At 63.3% G+C, this 15,155-nt stretch carries 17 protein-coding genes; 12 read left to right on the top strand and 5 right to left on the bottom strand.

The genetic code is table 11. The features are described from left to right. Window positions 1-167 precede the first annotated feature (167 nt). On the top strand, window positions 168-1,367 hold the full coding sequence (locus tag ACH196_RS04005) for an MFS transporter (protein ID WP_396645134.1): 1,200 nt from the start codon (window positions 168-170) through the stop codon (window positions 1,365-1,367). Here the strand turns inward: ACH196_RS04005 and ACH196_RS04000 are convergent. After that, window positions 1,364-2,008 carry a ChrR family anti-sigma-E factor gene (locus ACH196_RS04000; protein ID WP_396645132.1) on the bottom strand — a complete coding sequence of 215 codons (645 nt, stop codon included), beginning with the start codon at window positions 2,006-2,008 and terminating at the stop codon, window positions 1,364-1,366. The two genes, ACH196_RS04005 and ACH196_RS04000, sit on opposite strands and share 4 nt — an antisense overlap. A gap of 23 nt (window positions 2,009-2,031) precedes the next feature. On the opposite strand from ACH196_RS04000, the gene ACH196_RS03995 reads away from it, so the two are divergent. The 3 genes from ACH196_RS03995 to ACH196_RS03985 are packed head-to-tail and all read left to right on the top strand — an operon-like array spanning window position 2,032 to window position 4,066. Next, complete coding sequence (locus ACH196_RS03995) at window positions 2,032-2,289, top strand: hypothetical protein (RefSeq protein WP_396645130.1); 258 nt, start codon at window positions 2,032-2,034, stop codon at window positions 2,287-2,289. Beyond that, window positions 2,289-3,323: a cysteine synthase A gene (locus ACH196_RS03990; RefSeq protein WP_396645129.1), complete on the top strand. Its 1,035-nt coding sequence runs from the start codon at window positions 2,289-2,291 to the stop codon at window positions 3,321-3,323. Before ACH196_RS03995 ends, ACH196_RS03990 begins: the two co-directional genes overlap by 1 nt. Beyond that, window positions 3,323-4,066 (top strand): alanyl-tRNA editing protein, encoded by a 744-nt coding sequence (locus ACH196_RS03985; protein WP_396645127.1) that lies wholly within the window; start codon window positions 3,323-3,325, stop codon window positions 4,064-4,066. Before ACH196_RS03990 ends, ACH196_RS03985 begins: the two co-directional genes overlap by 1 nt. A 2-nt stretch (window positions 4,067-4,068) precedes the next feature. Here the strand turns inward: ACH196_RS03985 and ACH196_RS03980 are convergent, their stop codons facing one another. Then, complete coding sequence (locus ACH196_RS03980) at window positions 4,069-4,389, bottom strand: antibiotic biosynthesis monooxygenase (RefSeq protein WP_396645125.1); 321 nt, start codon at window positions 4,387-4,389, stop codon at window positions 4,069-4,071. Window positions 4,390-4,491: 102 nt separating this feature from the next. Between ACH196_RS03980 and sseA the strand changes: the two genes are divergently transcribed. From sseA to ACH196_RS03960, 4 genes are all read left to right on the top strand, one after another. After that, window positions 4,492-5,343 (top strand): 3-mercaptopyruvate sulfurtransferase, encoded by an 852-nt coding sequence (gene sseA, locus ACH196_RS03975; RefSeq protein ID WP_396645123.1) that lies wholly within the window; start codon window positions 4,492-4,494, stop codon window positions 5,341-5,343. Window position 5,344: 1 nt separating this feature from the next. Further along, a complete protein-coding gene (locus ACH196_RS03970) occupies window positions 5,345-5,911 on the top strand; it encodes a GNAT family N-acetyltransferase (protein ID WP_396645122.1) in 567 nt (188 codons plus the stop codon). Window positions 5,912-6,008: 97 nt separating this feature from the next. After that, complete coding sequence (locus ACH196_RS03965; RefSeq protein WP_396645120.1) at window positions 6,009-6,566, top strand: OmpA family protein; 558 nt, start codon at window positions 6,009-6,011, stop codon at window positions 6,564-6,566. Window positions 6,567-6,676: 110 nt separating this feature from the next. After that, window positions 6,677-7,147, top strand: coding sequence for a DUF1203 domain-containing protein (locus ACH196_RS03960; protein ID WP_396645118.1), 471 nt, complete (start codon window positions 6,677-6,679; stop codon window positions 7,145-7,147). A gap of 193 nt (window positions 7,148-7,340) precedes the next feature. Here the strand turns inward: ACH196_RS03960 and ald are convergent, their stop codons facing one another. Beyond that, window positions 7,341-8,456, bottom strand: coding sequence for an alanine dehydrogenase (ald, locus tag ACH196_RS03955; protein ID WP_396645116.1), 1,116 nt, complete (start codon window positions 8,454-8,456; stop codon window positions 7,341-7,343). A gap of 158 nt (window positions 8,457-8,614) precedes the next feature. Between ald and ACH196_RS03950 the strand changes: the two genes are divergently transcribed. Continuing rightward, complete coding sequence (locus ACH196_RS03950; RefSeq protein WP_396645115.1) at window positions 8,615-9,088, top strand: Lrp/AsnC family transcriptional regulator; 474 nt, start codon at window positions 8,615-8,617, stop codon at window positions 9,086-9,088. Between the two features lie 58 nt (window positions 9,089-9,146). On the opposite strand, the gene ACH196_RS03945 is transcribed toward ACH196_RS03950, so the two are convergent. Further along, window positions 9,147-9,818: a 5-formyltetrahydrofolate cyclo-ligase gene (locus tag ACH196_RS03945; RefSeq protein ID WP_396645113.1), complete on the bottom strand. Its 672-nt coding sequence runs from the start codon at window positions 9,816-9,818 to the stop codon at window positions 9,147-9,149. Between the two features lie 213 nt (window positions 9,819-10,031). Between ACH196_RS03945 and ACH196_RS03940 the strand changes: the two genes are divergently transcribed. Next, window positions 10,032-11,297 carry an NAD(P)/FAD-dependent oxidoreductase gene (locus ACH196_RS03940; RefSeq protein WP_396645111.1) on the top strand — a complete coding sequence of 422 codons (1,266 nt, stop codon included), beginning with the start codon at window positions 10,032-10,034 and terminating at the stop codon, window positions 11,295-11,297. Between the two features lie 152 nt (window positions 11,298-11,449). Further along, window positions 11,450-13,429 carry a bifunctional 2',3'-cyclic-nucleotide 2'-phosphodiesterase/3'-nucleotidase gene (locus ACH196_RS03935; protein ID WP_396645110.1) on the top strand — a complete coding sequence of 660 codons (1,980 nt, stop codon included), beginning with the start codon at window positions 11,450-11,452 and terminating at the stop codon, window positions 13,427-13,429. 67 nt (window positions 13,430-13,496) lie between these two features. On the opposite strand, the gene ACH196_RS03930 is transcribed toward ACH196_RS03935, so the two are convergent. Further along, window positions 13,497-14,126: an FMN-dependent NADH-azoreductase gene (locus ACH196_RS03930; RefSeq protein ID WP_396645109.1), complete on the bottom strand. Its 630-nt coding sequence runs from the start codon at window positions 14,124-14,126 to the stop codon at window positions 13,497-13,499. 124 nt (window positions 14,127-14,250) lie between these two features. Between ACH196_RS03930 and ACH196_RS03925 the strand changes: the two genes are divergently transcribed. After that, window positions 14,251-15,150 carry a LysR family transcriptional regulator gene (locus ACH196_RS03925; protein WP_396645108.1) on the top strand — a complete coding sequence of 300 codons (900 nt, stop codon included), beginning with the start codon at window positions 14,251-14,253 and terminating at the stop codon, window positions 15,148-15,150. Window positions 15,151-15,155: the final 5 nt, after the last annotated feature.

Below are 15,155 nucleotides of genomic sequence, written 5' to 3'. Positions count from 1 at the left end.
GACCTTTTTCGACTGCCGACTGCCGAATGCCCATTCCCGATTGCCTCTCCTTGCACCGACCGAACCCTCGTTTGGTCCAATTGCCTCCATCCAATGCATGACATACGGCGGTTGAGGCGAAAGCTTCGGCCGCCGTTGTTTTTCAGGCCGGGAGGAGAGGGCAGGGGATGGCCGGCATAGCGGCACTGGCGATCGCCTATGTGCTCTCGCAATTCTACCGAGCCTTCCTGGCGGTGCTGACGCCCGTTCTGGGCACAGAGCTCGGCGTCACCAAGGGCGACTTCTCCCTGGCCTCGGGCGTCTTTTTCCTGACCTTCGCCCTGTCGCAGTTTCCGATCGGCGTGGCGCTCGACCGGATCGGACCGCGCCGCACCGCGGCCGTCCTGCTCGCCGCCGGCGCGGGAGGCGGCGCTCTGCTGTTTTCCTTCGCCACGGCGCCATGGATGATCATCGCCGCGACCGGGTTTTTGGGCATCGGCTGCGCGCCGGTGCTGATGGCCTCGCTCTATATCTTCGCCCGCCTCTATCGGCCGGCGAGGTTCGCCATGCTGACCTCCTGGCTGGTGGCCTTCGGCACCGCGGGCAATGTCATCGGCTCGGCGCCGCTGGCCTATGCCGAAGCGACCTTCGGTTGGCGCGCGGTTATGGTCGGCCTTTGCCTGATTTCCTTGCTTGTCGCCGCCGCGCTGTATCTGCTTGTTCGCGACCCCGAGCACCCGGAAGCCGCGCGGAAACGCGAAGCCGGCTTTTCCGGTTTTGCCGAGCTTTTCCGCTTGCGCGTGCTCTGGCCGATCATCCCTCTCAGCGCCGTGGCCTACGCGCCGTCCATCGGCATTCGCGGCCTCTGGGCCGGCCCCTATCTCGCCGACGTTTTCCAGGCCGACATCTTCCTGATCGGCGACGTGACGTTCTTCATGGCGCTCGCCATGGTGGTCGGCGCCTTCGTCTACGGGCCGCTCGACCAGTTGTTCGGCACGCGCAAATGGGTGGCTGTCGGCGGAACCAGCATGTGCCTGCTGGCGGTTGCCGGCCTCGGCTTTTTTCCACAGACATCGGTCGGCGTTTCCACCGCGCTACTCATCCTGGTTGGTCTGGCCGGCGGCAACTACGGCTTGCTGATGGCGCATTCGCGCGCCTTCCTGCCGCCGCATCTGATCGGCCGCGGCGTGACGCTGATGAACTTCTTCTCGATCGGCGGAGCAGGCGTCATGCAGTTCGCGACCGGTGCTGTGGTTACCCGCAGCATCGTACCGGGAGACCCGGCCGCCGCCTATTCAGCGCTTTTCCTGTTCATCACGCTGGTGCTGGCCGTTGCCCTTGTGATCTACCTGTTTTCACGCGACGCCAAGCCGAACCACGTAGCCTAGAAACCGATGATATCGGCCAGCCTGCGATGCAGCGGCCCGGTGAGATGCAGGCTGCCGTCGCTGACGAGAAAACCGATGCAGGGCCGATCGGTCTCGGCAACCGGCCGATGGTCGACCGTCTCGTCTGCGATCGAGATGTCGCCGCGCTGAAAGCGGCCGCGCTGATCGTTGAAGGCGCCGTCCAGCACCAGGAACAGTTCAGATCCTTCATGCGTATGGTCCGGTATCGCCCGGCCCGGCCGCAGCCAGAACAGGCTGGCGCTGCATCCGTCGATCTCGCCGAGATTGTATTCCCGAAAACCTGGCAGCTTGCTGCGCCACGGCACATCGGCGACGCCGAAGCCGATGAAGTCGATCAGCGGCTGAGGCAACACGTCGCCGGATTCGCGCTGCCGGTTTTTGATGGCCGGCGACGGACTGGCGAAGATCGCATCGAGCCGGCCCTGTCGGTTTCCGAGCCCGACCGGCTCGGCGCCGGTCAGCGCGGCGCCGGCCAGTAACTCCAGTCGCGCCACCAAGGCACGGCTCGCGGGCTTGATCGCCAGGTGGCTTTCGACGAGCACGCGAACCGGCGCAGGAAGACCGCCCGCGACATAGCGGGCGAGCAGCACGTCCAGCGGTTCGGATATTTCGGGAGCCATTTGTCCATCGCAGGGGCCGCCTGATGGCGGCGGAATTGCCAAGTCTACGCGGGATTTACCGGTCTGGATTGCTACGCTTTTGGTTTTCGGCGCATTTGCCGATGTCGGCTAACGCGAAAATTCGCATGGGCCAAGCATTTTCGTCGGAAACGCTGTTGTTGAATGTGCTGCCCGTCTCTGGCAGGAAGTCGGACAACGTCACGGCCGGTCTTGGTCGCGGCATCGGTTGCAATTGCGGCGGCCCTGCACTGGGCTCCGCCAGTATGACGGGAAGTTCGTGATGATGGGTTCGGTCATCGATGCGATCGGCAACACGCCGCTGATCCGGCTGCGCCGCGCCTCCGAGGAAACCGGCTGCGAAATCCTCGGCAAGGCTGAATTCATGAACCCCGGCCAGTCGGTGAAGGACCGCGCCGGCCTGTTCATCATCCGCGACGCCGAGAAACGCGGCCTGCTGAGGCCGGGCGGCGTAATTGTCGAGGGCACCGCCGGCAACACCGGCATCGGCTTGACGGTGGTCGCCAAGGCGCTGGGCTACCGCACGGTCATCGTCATTCCCGACACGCAGAGCCAGGAAAAGAAGGACGCGCTGCGGCTGCTCGGCGCCGAACTCATCGAGGTACCGGCCGTGCCATACAAGAACCCGAACAATTACGTAAAAGTGTCCGGCCGTCTTGCCGAGCAGATCGCCCGCAGCGAGAGCAGCGGCGCGATCTGGGCGAACCAGTTCGACAATGTCGCCAACCGCGATGGCCATATCGCCACCACGGCACAGGAAATCTGGAACCAGACGAATAGCAAGGTTGACGGCTTTGTCTCGGCGGTCGGCACCGGCGGCACGCTGGCCGGGGTAGCAGCGGGCCTGAAGGAGAAAAGCAAGGCGGTGAAGATCGCTATAGCCGATCCGCTAGGCGCCGCGCTGTTCAGCTACTACACGTCGGGCGAGTTGAAGGCCGAGGGCAGTTCGATCACCGAGGGCATCGGCCAGGGCCGCATTACCGCCAATCTCGAAGGGTTTGCGCCGGATTTCTCCTATCAGATACCCGACGAGGAAGCGCTGCCGATCATCTTCGATCTCGTGCAGGAAGAGGGACTGTGTCTTGGCGGCTCGACAGGCATCAACATCGCCGGAGCGATCCGGTTGGCGCGCGACCTCGGTCCGGGCCACACCATCGTGACCGTGCTCTGCGACTACGGCACGCGCTATCAGTCGAAACTGTTCAACCCGGAATTCCTGCGGACAAAAAACCTGCCGATCCCGCATTGGATGGACCGCACGCCACAGATCGACGTGCCGTACGAGAAGGTCGCTTGATGCCGTTCCAGACTGCGGCTCTGTTTCGCGACGACGCCTGTCTCAGCGAGACCGCAGCGACAGTGGTCGCGGTCAATGAGCGCGGCGGCATCATTCTGGACCGCACGATCTTCTACGCGACTTCCGGTGGCCAGCCCGGCGATACCGGACACCTGATCCGTGCCGACGGCACGCGCCTGGCGGTTTCAGCGACGGTCACCGGCGAGACCAAGGACGAGATCATCCACGTTCCCGCACCAGGCCAAAGCGTGCCGGCAATCGGTGAGGGCGTGGGGCTCGCAATCGACTGGCCGCGCCGCCATCTGCTGATGCGCATGCACACCGCCTGCCACCTGCTCAGCGTCGTCTGTCCTTTTCCGATCACCGGCGCCGCGGTCAGCGAGGACGACAGCCGTGTCGATTTCGACATTCCCGACCCGAGCTACACCAAGGAACTGGTGACTGCACGGCTGATGGAACTGGTGACGGCCAACCACCCCATCTTCATCCGCTGGATCACCGACGAGGATCTTGCCGCCAATCCGACCCTGGTGAAGTCGAAGAACGTGCGCCCGCCATCCGGCACCGGCCGCATCCGGCTCGTCTGCATCGGCGATGGCGCCAGTGTCGACAGCCAGCCCTGCGGCGGCACGCATGTGGCGGCGACGGGCGAGGTCGGCGATATTCATATCGGCAAGATCGAGAAGAAAGGCCGCGAGAACCGCCGATTCCGTATCCGCTTCGGGCCGCTTCCAGCGCAATAAATTCAGCCGTACATCCTCGTCTGCAGCACCTCGTGATGTGTCGAGCGCTGGTCCCAGCGTTTGAGAATCTTTCGCGCTTCCTCCGGCACATAGGCCGCCTCGTAGTCCGCACCCTGGAACGCGATGACATTGTCGAGCGAATCGAAACTCATCACCGTCGTGAATTGAATCTCGTCGCCCGCCACGCGCCGCAACAGTTCGATCGAGCGATAACCGGCGATCTTTTTCGCCTCGATGCCCGGAAAGACAAAAGTGTCGAGAAGGCGCTCATAGGCGTCAGCGTTTTCGCGGGTTGTATAGCCGTTCCAGATTCGCTTGATCATGGCATTGCTCCATGGACGTTCTTGTTTGCAGGGGCTGGCCCTTTTTTGCGCTGCACCGATATGTAACAAGCTTGGCGCCGAGTTCGACAGGGAGTTCATTGTATGCCGGAAAAGAGCCCGTTCGTCGTCGATGCCGACTGGCTGCAGGGGCAGTTGGGCCGGCCCGGCCTGTCTATCGTCGACGCCTCCTGGTATCTGCCGGCGCAGAACCGCGATCCGAAGGCCGAATACGACGCCGCGCATATTCATGGCGCGATCTTCTTCGACCAGGACCTTGTCGTAGATCCCGACTCCGATCTGCCCCACACGCTGCCAAAACCATCGCTGTTCGCCCAATATGTGGGCTCGATGGGCATTTCGGCCGACGATACCATCGTCGTCTATGACGGCCCCGGCATGTTCACCGCGCCGCGCGTCTGGTGGATGTTTCGCATCATGGGCGCGCCGGAAGTGTTCGTGCTCGATGGCGGCTTCGACAACTGGAAGGCCGCGGGCCGTCCGGTGACCTCGGAGCCGACAAAGACCGCACCGAATATTTTTTTCACCGACTTCGATGCGAGCCGCGTCGCCGGCATCGACGATGTCCGCAAGGCAATTGCCACCGGTGGCAGCCAGATCGCCGACGCCCGCCCGCCGCGCCGCTTCTCGGGAGAGGATCCAGAGCCGCGCAAGGGCGTGCGGGGCGGTCATATGCCGGGCGCGAAGAGCGTGCCGGCGCTGTCGCTGTCCAAGAACGGCTATCTGCTGCCGGTGGAAGCGCTTCGCCGCACGCTGGAACATGCCGGGCTTGATCTCGACAAGCCGGTGATCACCTCTTGCGGTTCCGGCATCACGGCCGCCGTCATCACGCTGGCGCTGCAGAGCGTCGGCCATGGCGACAACCGGCTCTATGACGGGTCGTGGACCGAATGGGGCGGGCGTGGCGACACTGAAGTCGTAACAGGCAAGGACTGACATGGCGAAGAAGACCAAGCCGGAAACCATCCCGGTAACCGTGACCTTTCTCGAAATGGCGCGGCCGCCGGCGCACTATGCGCCGCTTCCCTACAACAGGCAGATCGCGCTGCTGCGGGTGCGCAACATCCAGGTTCATTATTACCGTTACCTCATCGACCGGGTCGGCCGGAAATGGCACTGGGTGAACGCGCTGCGCCTTTCCGACGAAGAGATTGCCGAAGGCCTGGGCAAGCCGGACCGCGACATCCGCGTGCTTTATCTCGAAGGTGCGCCGGCCGGCTTCTTCGACATCAAGCCGCATGCGCCCGGAGAGATCGAACTGGCCTATTTCGGCATGATGGAGCATGCGACGGGACAGGGGCTGGGCCGCTGGTTCCTGAGCGCTGCGGTGGAGGCCGCGTGGTCGTACAAGCCGGACAGGGTGATCGTGCAGACCTGCACGCTCGACCACCCTGCGGCCTTGCCGCTCTACCAGAAGATCGGCTTCTCGCCCGTCGGCCAGGCGCAGGAGATGGTCCATCCCATGACAATGGAAGAGCGCGCGGCGGTAATCGTCCGGCCCTGATCTCCCAAGCCGATGCTGAACGCGGCGTTCAGCGTCAATTCAGCTTGGAAAAGCCAGAATCCGGCATCACTCAACAAGCTTCACTGAGGACATGCCCATGCCGACCCGCCGCCAGATCGCAGCCTTCGCGCTCGCCTTGCTTGCTTTCCCCACAATGGTGTCCGCCCAGTCGGCGATGCCGTCGGCCACGCAAATCGAGCGCAAGCTGGAAGCGCCGGCTGCGCGCTCCGTGCGGCCGAACCAGCGCGTCACCGTCCGCGAGTTCAAGCGCCGCCCCGACCTTCGCCGCGCCGCGCCGTCGATCGATATCCAGTCAATCAATTTTGCCTTCGGCTCCTCCGAGATTCCGGATTCGCAGTATCGCAAGGTCGAGACCATCGCCACCGCTCTGGAGCGCCTGCTGCGCCGCCGGCCAGGCACGAAAGTGCTCATCGAGGGCCACACCGATGCGGTTGGTTCGGCGGCTTCCAACCAGATCCTCTCGGAAGACCGCGCCGACTCGCTGCGCCGGGTGCTGGTGCGCGAATTCGGCATTCCGCGCCGCGCACTGGAGACGGTCGGTTATGGCGAGGAATTCCTGCTCGTGCCGACGCAGAACGAGAACTGGCAGAACCGCCGCGTCACCCTGCTCCGCATCGACGATTTTCTCCAGTAGGCTGCCGTCCGAACCCGCCCGCCGTTTTCGCCGAGCGCGCAGGTTTCGGGTGGAGGGTTGGGCGGCGGCGCTGTAATTTTCGGCTCATCACCAGATCGAGGAGCCAGCCGATGCTTATCCGCTTCAAAGCCTTGCCGACCGACGCCGTTCGCGCTCTCCAGCGCGGCGGTGTAGACGCCTACGGCTTCGTTCCCGAGCAGAAGATATCCGATGGCGACGGCGTGCCGTGCCGGCATTGCCTACGCACTGTCGCGGCCGGCAAGCCTTACCTGATCCTCGCCTACCGCCCGTTTCCGGCGCTCCAGCCCTATGCCGAGACTGGCCCGATCTTCCTGTGCGCCGAGGAATGCGACCGCGCTCCCGAAACCGACGTGCTGCCCGACATCTTCCGCTCGACGCCCGACTATATCTTGCGAGGCTATGGCGCTGACGACCGCATCGTCTACGGCACCGGCGCGGTCACGCCGACGCAAAGCATCTGCGGCCGGGCGCATGAACTGTTCGAGCGTGACGACGTCGCCTATGTGCATGTGCGTTCGGCCAGGAACAATTGTTACCAGTGCCGGATCGAGCGGGCGTGAGGGCGGCGGGGTTTTGGCGTTAACCTTTTGTTAACGATCCGATGCCTACCATCAGCCATCTGATCGGGTTCCGACCACGGATGGACTGGCGGAAAGTCGATTGAAAAAAGCGGGGTTTATCCCCGCTTTTTTGTTGAACTCCCATGACAAATCCGGCCTCGAAGGCGGGATTTATCTTGTATGAAAGGTTCGTTCAGGCGGCGAGCACCTGCTTCGGCTCGGCCATCTCGTAGCCGAGTGCTTCCGCCACGGCGCGGTTGGTGATGCGGCCCTTGTGGACGTTGAGGCCGTTGCGCAGGTGGTGGTCGTCGACCAGCGCCTTCAGGCCCTTGTCCGCAAGCTGCAGGCCGTAATGCAGCGTCGCGTTGTTAAGCGCATGCGCCGAGGTGACCGGCACGGCGCCCGGCATGTTGGCGACGCAGTAGTGGATGATGCCGTCGACCTCGTAGGTCGGCTCCGCATGGGTCGTGGCATGCGAGGTTTCGAAGCAACCGCCCTGATCGATGGCGACGTCGACCAGCACCGCACCCTTCTTCATGCCGGACAGCATTTCGCGCGTCACCAGTTTTGGTGCCGCCGCACCCGGGATCAGCACCGCGCCGACCACGATGTCGGCGGAGAAGCACTCTTCCTCGAGCGCTTCCACCGTTGAGTAGCGGGTGTGCACGCGGCCATTAAAAATGTCGTCGAGTTGGCGCAAGCGCGGGATGGAGCGGTCGATGATGGTGACGTCGGCGCCGAGGCCGGCGGCCATCTTGGCTGCATGCAGGCCGACCACGCCTCCGCCGAGCACGGTCACCTTGCCCGGCAGCACGCCCGGCACGCCGCCGAGCAACACGCCGCGGCCGCCATTGGCCTTCTGCAGTGCCGTCGCGCCGGCCTGGATCGACAGGCGGCCGGCGACTTCCGACATCGGCGCCAGCAGGGGAAGCCCGCCCCGCTCGTCGGTCACCGTCTCGTAGGCGACAGCGGTCACGCCGGAGGCCAGCAGGCCCTTGGTCTGCTCCGGATCGGGCGCGAGGTGCAGATAGGTGTAGAGGATCTGGTCGCCGCGCAGTTGTACCCATTCGGCTGGCTGCGGCTCCTTGACCTTCACGATCATATCGGATTTTGCGAACACCTCTTCGGCGGTCTTGGCGATCCTGGCGCCGGCGGAGCGATAGGCATTATCGTCGGCGCCGATGCCGGCGCCCGCGCCGGTCTCGACCAGCACCTCATGGCCGTGGGCCGCATATTCGCGCACCGAACCGGGGGTCAGGCCGACGCGATATTCGTGATTCTTGATTTCCTTCGGACAACCGACTCGCATGGCTCTGTTCCTCGTTTGACGCCTTGACGGCTTGTTCCCTGTATCCTGCAAGGATACGCGCCTTGCGGCCGAAAGAGTTTGCGAAGTGAATTGCTTCCACCGGGATACGCCGCTATTCGTTGCGTGAAACTCACCGATCATCGAAGAAAGTTCGAACGATGCCGCTCGACAGGATCGATATCGCGATATTGGATACGCTGCAGAAGGATGGCCGCATCCCCAATGCCGCCCTGGCGGAGAAGGTCGGGCTGTCGCAATCGGCCTGTTCGAGACGTCTGGACAATCTGGAGAAGAACGGCGTCATCCGGGGCTATCACGCGCGTTTGTCGAACGCCGCGCTCGGCCACCAGATGACGGCGATCGTCCACATCTCGCTGTCGGGCCAGTTCGAAAAGACGCTGTCCGACTTCGAGGCGGCGATCAAGCGTTGCCCCAACGTGCTGTCCTGCCACCTGATGTCGGGCGAATACGACTACATCCTGCGCATAGCCGCAAAAGACCTCGCCGACTACGAGCGCATCCACAAGGAATGGCTGTCGGCCATGCCGCATGTGACGAAGATCAACTCGAGTTTCGCGTTGCGCGAGATCGTCGACCGCACCGCGCTGGGGCTGAAGCCGGAGATGGCTTAGGTTCTTCGGTTCAGCTTGCTTGGCCTTGGCCGCATGTTGAGTGCGCGAATTTGCGGTTTCAGAGGATTGTCGCCTCCGTCACGATCCGCTCCATCGCTATGTCGTGCGGCTGCGCATAGATCGTCGGGATGGCCTGCATCGTATAACCGACGCCGACGACCAGCGGTTTCGCGGGCAGGGACGCCAATGTGCGGTCGAAGAACCCGCCGCCATAGCCCAGCCTATAGTTTTGCGGATCGAAGCCGACCAGCGGCGCGATGACGACGTCGGGGATGACCGGCCCGCCGGAGGCGGGGACCGGAATGTTCCAGACTCCCTTTTCGAGCGGATCGCCGGGCCGATAGGCGCGAAAGACCAGCGGCCGGCCCTTTTCGACGACGACCGGCAGGGCGATGCGGCCGCCACGCTCGGCCACGGAGACGATCCACGGGCGCAGGTCGGGCTCGCCGCGAAACGGCCAGTAGAGGCTGATCATATGGCCCCTGATGTCGCCGATAACGGCATCGAGTCCTCGCGCGATGCGGCCCGCCATTTCCGTGCGTATTTCGGCGGGTATGGCGAGCCGCGCCTCGATCAGCCGTTCGCGCTCGGCCTTGCGCCATCGGCGGACATCGGCCCACAAGACCTGATCGGATGGGCGGCCGGAGCCGAGACCTACCTCGATCTCGTGCATGAAACAGGGAGGCGACGCGTAGCGCGGCGGGTCTTTGTCGTCGCGATCGTGATCCATCGGATATCCTCGCTCGTCCGGCTTTTATGAAGAGGCTAGACTTGGCGGGCGAGGGCGGCATGCGCATTCGCGACATCGGGCGTCCGAATGTCCGGAAGGTCATACGCCTGTGCGGAAACGGCCGCCCCAAAGGGTACGGTGCTTGTTTCAGGCGGTCGCGCGCCCCATCCTTTGCATGGCCTGATCGCCATCGAACGGGACGAGTGCAAACACATGACCGCTTTCTCTCATCACGTCGTCGTTGTCGGGGCCGGCTTCGGCGGCCTCGAATTCACGCGCGCGCTTGCCGGCGCACCTGTTTGCGTGACCGTCATCGACCGGCGCAACCATCACCTGTTCCAGCCGCTGCTCTATCAGGTCGCGACCACCTCGCTGGCGACTTCGGAGATCGCCTGGCCCGTTCGGCACCTTCTGCGAAAGCGCAAGGATGTGACGACGCTGCTCGGCACCGTTGTCGGGATCGATCCCACTGGAAAGCGTGTGCTGCTGGAGGATGGCACGGCAGTCGCCTACGACACGCTGGTGCTCGCCACCGGGGCGCGGCACGCCTATTTCGGCCATGACGAATGGGAGCCGTTCGCGCCTGGCCTGAAGACGCTGGAGGACGCGACCACAATCCGCAGGCGCATCCTGCTTGCCTTCGAACGGGCCGAACAGGAGAGTGACCCGGACAAGCGGCGGGCGTTGATGACGCTGGTCATCATCGGCGGTGGGCCGACCGGTGTCGAACTCGCCGGCACGATCGCCGAACTGACACGCGACACGCTTATCGGTGAGTTCCGTAACATCGACACAAGCACAACGCGCGTCGTCCTGATCGAGGCCGGCGACCGCGTGCTCCCAGGTTTCAAGCCGGAATTGTCGGCCTATGCGAAGGCAGCGCTGGAGCGGCTCGGCGTCACCGTCGAACTCGGCCGTCCGGTGTCGGAATGCACCGCCGACGGTGTGGCGTTCGGCGGCGAGCGCCTTCCGGCCGCAACGATCATCTGGGCGGCCGGCGTTGCCGCCTCGCCGGCGGCCGAATGGCTGGGCGTTGCCGCCGATCGCGTCGGCCGCATCATGGTCGAGCCGGACCTGACCGTACCCGGTCACCCCGATATCTTCGCCGTCGGCGACACCGCCCATGTCGAATGGAAGGAGGGGCGTCTGGTCCCCGGCGTAGCGCCCGCCGCCAAGCAGCAGGGCAAGCATGTCGCGGCAACCGTCAAGGCGCGTCTGGCTGGCGACACCGCGCCGCGGCCATTCCGCTACAGGCACGACGGCGACCTTGCCACGATCGGCAAGCGCGCCGCGGCGATCGATTTTGGCTGGATAAAGCTGAAAGGCTGGATCGCCTGGTGGATATGGGGCTTTGCCCACATCTATTTCCTGATCGGCCTCCGGAACCGGCTGACCGTGTCGTTGAGCTGGCTATGGATCTATGTCACCGGGCAGCGCAGCGCCCGGTTGATCACGCAGGGAGATGCCGACAGGAAATGACGGGTGCCAGGGTTGGCGCCGGGTGCGATGGATCATTTGCCGGCAAATGTCATCGACATGTCATTCCTTCTTGCTGGACTCGGCTAAATTTTGGCGCGAAAGTTTTGGTTTCGGGGTCGATCTTTCGCTTTCCAGTTTCACCAGGAGAATCCATGTCCGAGATGCTTCACCCGATATCCCGCCGCTCTTTCCTCGCCGGCGGCGCCGCTGTTGGCGCGCTGATCGTGCTGCATCCTTTTTCCGCGCGCGCTCAGGCCAACCAGGCGCATCTGCGCATCATGGAGACCACAGACATCCATGTGAACGTGCTGCCCTATGATTACTACGCCGACAAACCAAACGACACGATGGGCCTCTCGCGCACGGCCTCGCTGATCGACGCGGTTCGCAAGGAAGCTACCAATGCAATGCTGATCGACAATGGCGACCTCTTGCAAGGCAATCCGATGGGCGACTACATCGCCTATGAGAAGGGCATAAAGGAGGGCGATCTCCATCCCGTCATGAAGGGCATGAACCTGCTCGGCTACGAATGCTCCACGCTCGGCAACCATGAGTTCAACTACGGCCTGTCATTCCTCGATAAGGTGCTGGCCGGAGCGAATTTCCCCTTCGTTTGCGCCAACCTGATCAAGGGCACCGAACTCGCCGCGAACCCGCGCGACGACAAGCTTTACCTCAAGCCCTACGTGATCCTTGAAAAAAAGATCAAGGACGGCTCGGGCGCCGAGCAGCCGATCAGGATCGGAATCATCGGTTTCGTGCCGCCGCAGATCATGCTGTGGGACGCCAAGAACCTGACCGGCAATGTGGTGACGCGCGACATCGTCGAGGCGGCAAAGGCCTGGGTACCGCAGATCAGGGAGGAGGGCGCGGACGTCGTCATTGCGCTCTCGCATTCCGGCATCGACGTCAAGCAGGGCGACATGATGGAGAATGCTTCCTTCTTCGTCGCGGGCGTGGAGGGCATCGATGCGGTCTTTACCGGTCACCAACACCTTGTCTTCCCTGGAAAAAAGGATTTTCAGGAACTCGCGGGCGTCGATACGGCGGCGGGTACGCTGCAAGGCAAGCCGGCGGTCATGGGCGGCTTCTGGGGCTCGCATATGGGCCTGATCGACCTCTTGCTGGAACGCGACAGCTCGCAATGGAAGATCGTTTCTGCGACCTCGGAAGCCAGGCCGATCTATGAGCGCGTCGAAAACAAGAACAAGGCGACGGTCGGCGACGACCAGCACATCGTCGAGGCGCTGAAGGAGGATCACGAGGCGACGCTCGCCTATGTCAGGCGGCCGGTCGGCAAGACGTCCGCGCCGCTCTATTCCTATTTCGCGCTGGTCGCCGACGACCCGTCGGTGCAGATCGTCAGCCAGGCGCAGACCTGGTATATCAAGGACTTGCTGAAGGATACTGAGTGGAAGGATCTGCCCGTCCTGTCGGCTGCGGCGCCATTCAAGTCGGGCGGGCGCGGCGGTCCGGACTACTATACGGATGTTCCCGCCGGAGACATCGCGATCAAGAATGTCGCCGACCTTTATCTCTACCCGAACACAGTTCGGGCGGTGGAGATCACGGGGGCGCAGGTCAAGGAATGGCTGGAGATGTCGGCCGGCATCTTCAATACGGTCGAGGCCGGCAAGTCCGACCAGGCTCTGATCAACCTCGACTTCCCGTCCTACAATTTCGACGTGATCGACGGCGTGACCTACAAGATCGATCTGTCGCAGCCGCCGAAATACGATCCGAAGGGTGGGGTGATCAATGCGTCGTCCGAGCGCATCAAGGACTTGATGTTCGACGGAAAACCCATTGATCCGGTCCAGAAGTTCGTCGTCGCTACCAACAACTACCGGGCCGGCGGCGGCGGCAATTTTCCCGAGATCAACGCCTCGAAGATCATCTTCGAGGCGCCGGACACCAACCGCGACGTGATCGTGCGCTACATCATCGCGGAAGGTACGATCAACCCCTCGGCGGACGCCAACTGGACGTTCTCGCCGCTGGCGGGCACGTCCGTTTTGTTCGAAACCGGCCCGAAGGCCAAGGATTTCATCGCCAGCCAGAAGGCGGTGAAGATCGAGGCGGCCGGCGACGGCGAGAATGGTTTTGCGAAGTACCGCATCACGCTTTGACGGCGGAGCCTGACAAGGCCTCCACCAAGCGCGAGTGATCCGTAGGCGGGGCGAGGTGGGTTCTCCCCTACGCCGCCTTTGCCAAGGGCCTTGCCGCCAGTTCCCGGACCGCGGCGGTCGCCTTTTCCAGCGCTTGCGCTACGGCCTCCTCGCCCATCCCGACGCCTTCGATGCGGATGACCTCGACCTCGGTGATGCCGATGAAGCCGAGGACGGACTTCAGATAAGGGATGGCGAAGTCGTATACCGCCGACGGGCCTTCGGAGTAGATGCCGCCCGAGGCAAGCACGATATAGACCTTCTTGCCGGTCACGAGCCCTTTGGGGCCGCTCTCGCCATAGGAGAACGTCTTGCCGGAGCGGGCGATGTGATCGATCCACGATTTCAGCGTCGACGAAATGCCAAAATTGATCATGCCAGTCGACAGGATGATGTGGTCGGCCGACAACAATTCGTCGATGGCGCGGTCGGAGACGCCGACAACCTCCGACTGGTGGGCGTCGCGCGCCTCGGGTGCCGTATGGATGCCGGAAGCATAGGCCGGCTCAATGTGCGGAAGCGGGTTCTTCACAAGATCGCGGGTGACAACGGTGCTGCCGGGCAGCGCCTTGTGCAGTTCTTCGGCGAGTTCGGTCGCAACTTTCGTGGAGAGGGAGGCTTCGCCGCGCGGGCTCGATGTGACAACCAGAATGGACATTGCCGTTTTTCCTTCAATGATGACCGGCCAACGTCTCGGGCCGCCGGGCATTGAGATAGGAGGCGCTATCCATTATAAAAATCGGGAAAATTTCTATCCGATATATCGATTTTCTGGATACATCATGCAGGCCAACCCGACCCTCGACCAGTTGCTGACATTTCTGACCATCGCCGAAACAGGCAGTTTTTCAGCGGCGGGGCGGCGGCTGAACCGGGCGCAGTCGGTGATCAGCTACACGATCGCCAACCTCGAAGCGCAACTGGAACTGAAACTCTTCTCCCGCGCCGGCACCCGCGAACCGACGCTCACGGCGGCTGGAGAGGCGATGTTGCCCGATGCCCGCAGAATGATCGGCGTCCTTCAGGATATCCGCGCCTTGGCAGAGGGACTGAATGCAGGGCTGGAAGCCGAGCTTTCCATCGCCGTCGACGTGACATTGCCGTCGCTGGCGCTGATCGATGTCCTGAATGCCTTCGAAGCCCAGTTCCCGACCGTCGCCCTGGTTCTCAGCGTCGGCGCGCTGGGCATCGTGTGGGATCAGCTTCTGGAGCGGCAAAGCGACGTCACCTTCGGCGGTCCGCCCGTGGTGCTGGCGCCGGGCCTGGTCTCGATCCGGATCGGCAGCGCTTCGATGTCGCCGGTGGCGGCGCCCGGTCATCCCCTGGCGGTCTATCCCGGACGGGTGCCGCTGTCGGCGGCGCGCGAGCATATCCAATTGGTGGTCTCGGATCCGACCAAGATGACCAAGGGCCGCGACTTCGGTGTGTTCGCCTATCGAACGTGGCGAATGACCGACATGAACACCAAGTACCAACTGATCCTGTCCGGCCTCGGGTGGGGTGGCTTGCCGTCGTGGATGATTGCAGACGACGTGGCGGCAGGCCGCCTCATTGTGCTCGACCTCGAGCCTTATCCCGTCAGGCCGTATTCGCTCTACGCCTTCCATCGGGCCGACAAGCCGCCGGGCCCTGCCGCCCAATGGTTGATCGACCGTTTCAAGCAGAAACTTCTGGAGATGTGAATCGC

It is taken from the genome of Mesorhizobium sp. IMUNJ 23232, assembly GCF_044326205.1.
GTDB lineage: Bacteria > Pseudomonadota > Alphaproteobacteria > Rhizobiales > Rhizobiaceae > Kumtagia.
Note: the sequence above shows the minus strand (reverse complement) of the source record. Positions and strands in the feature narration are given on the sequence as shown.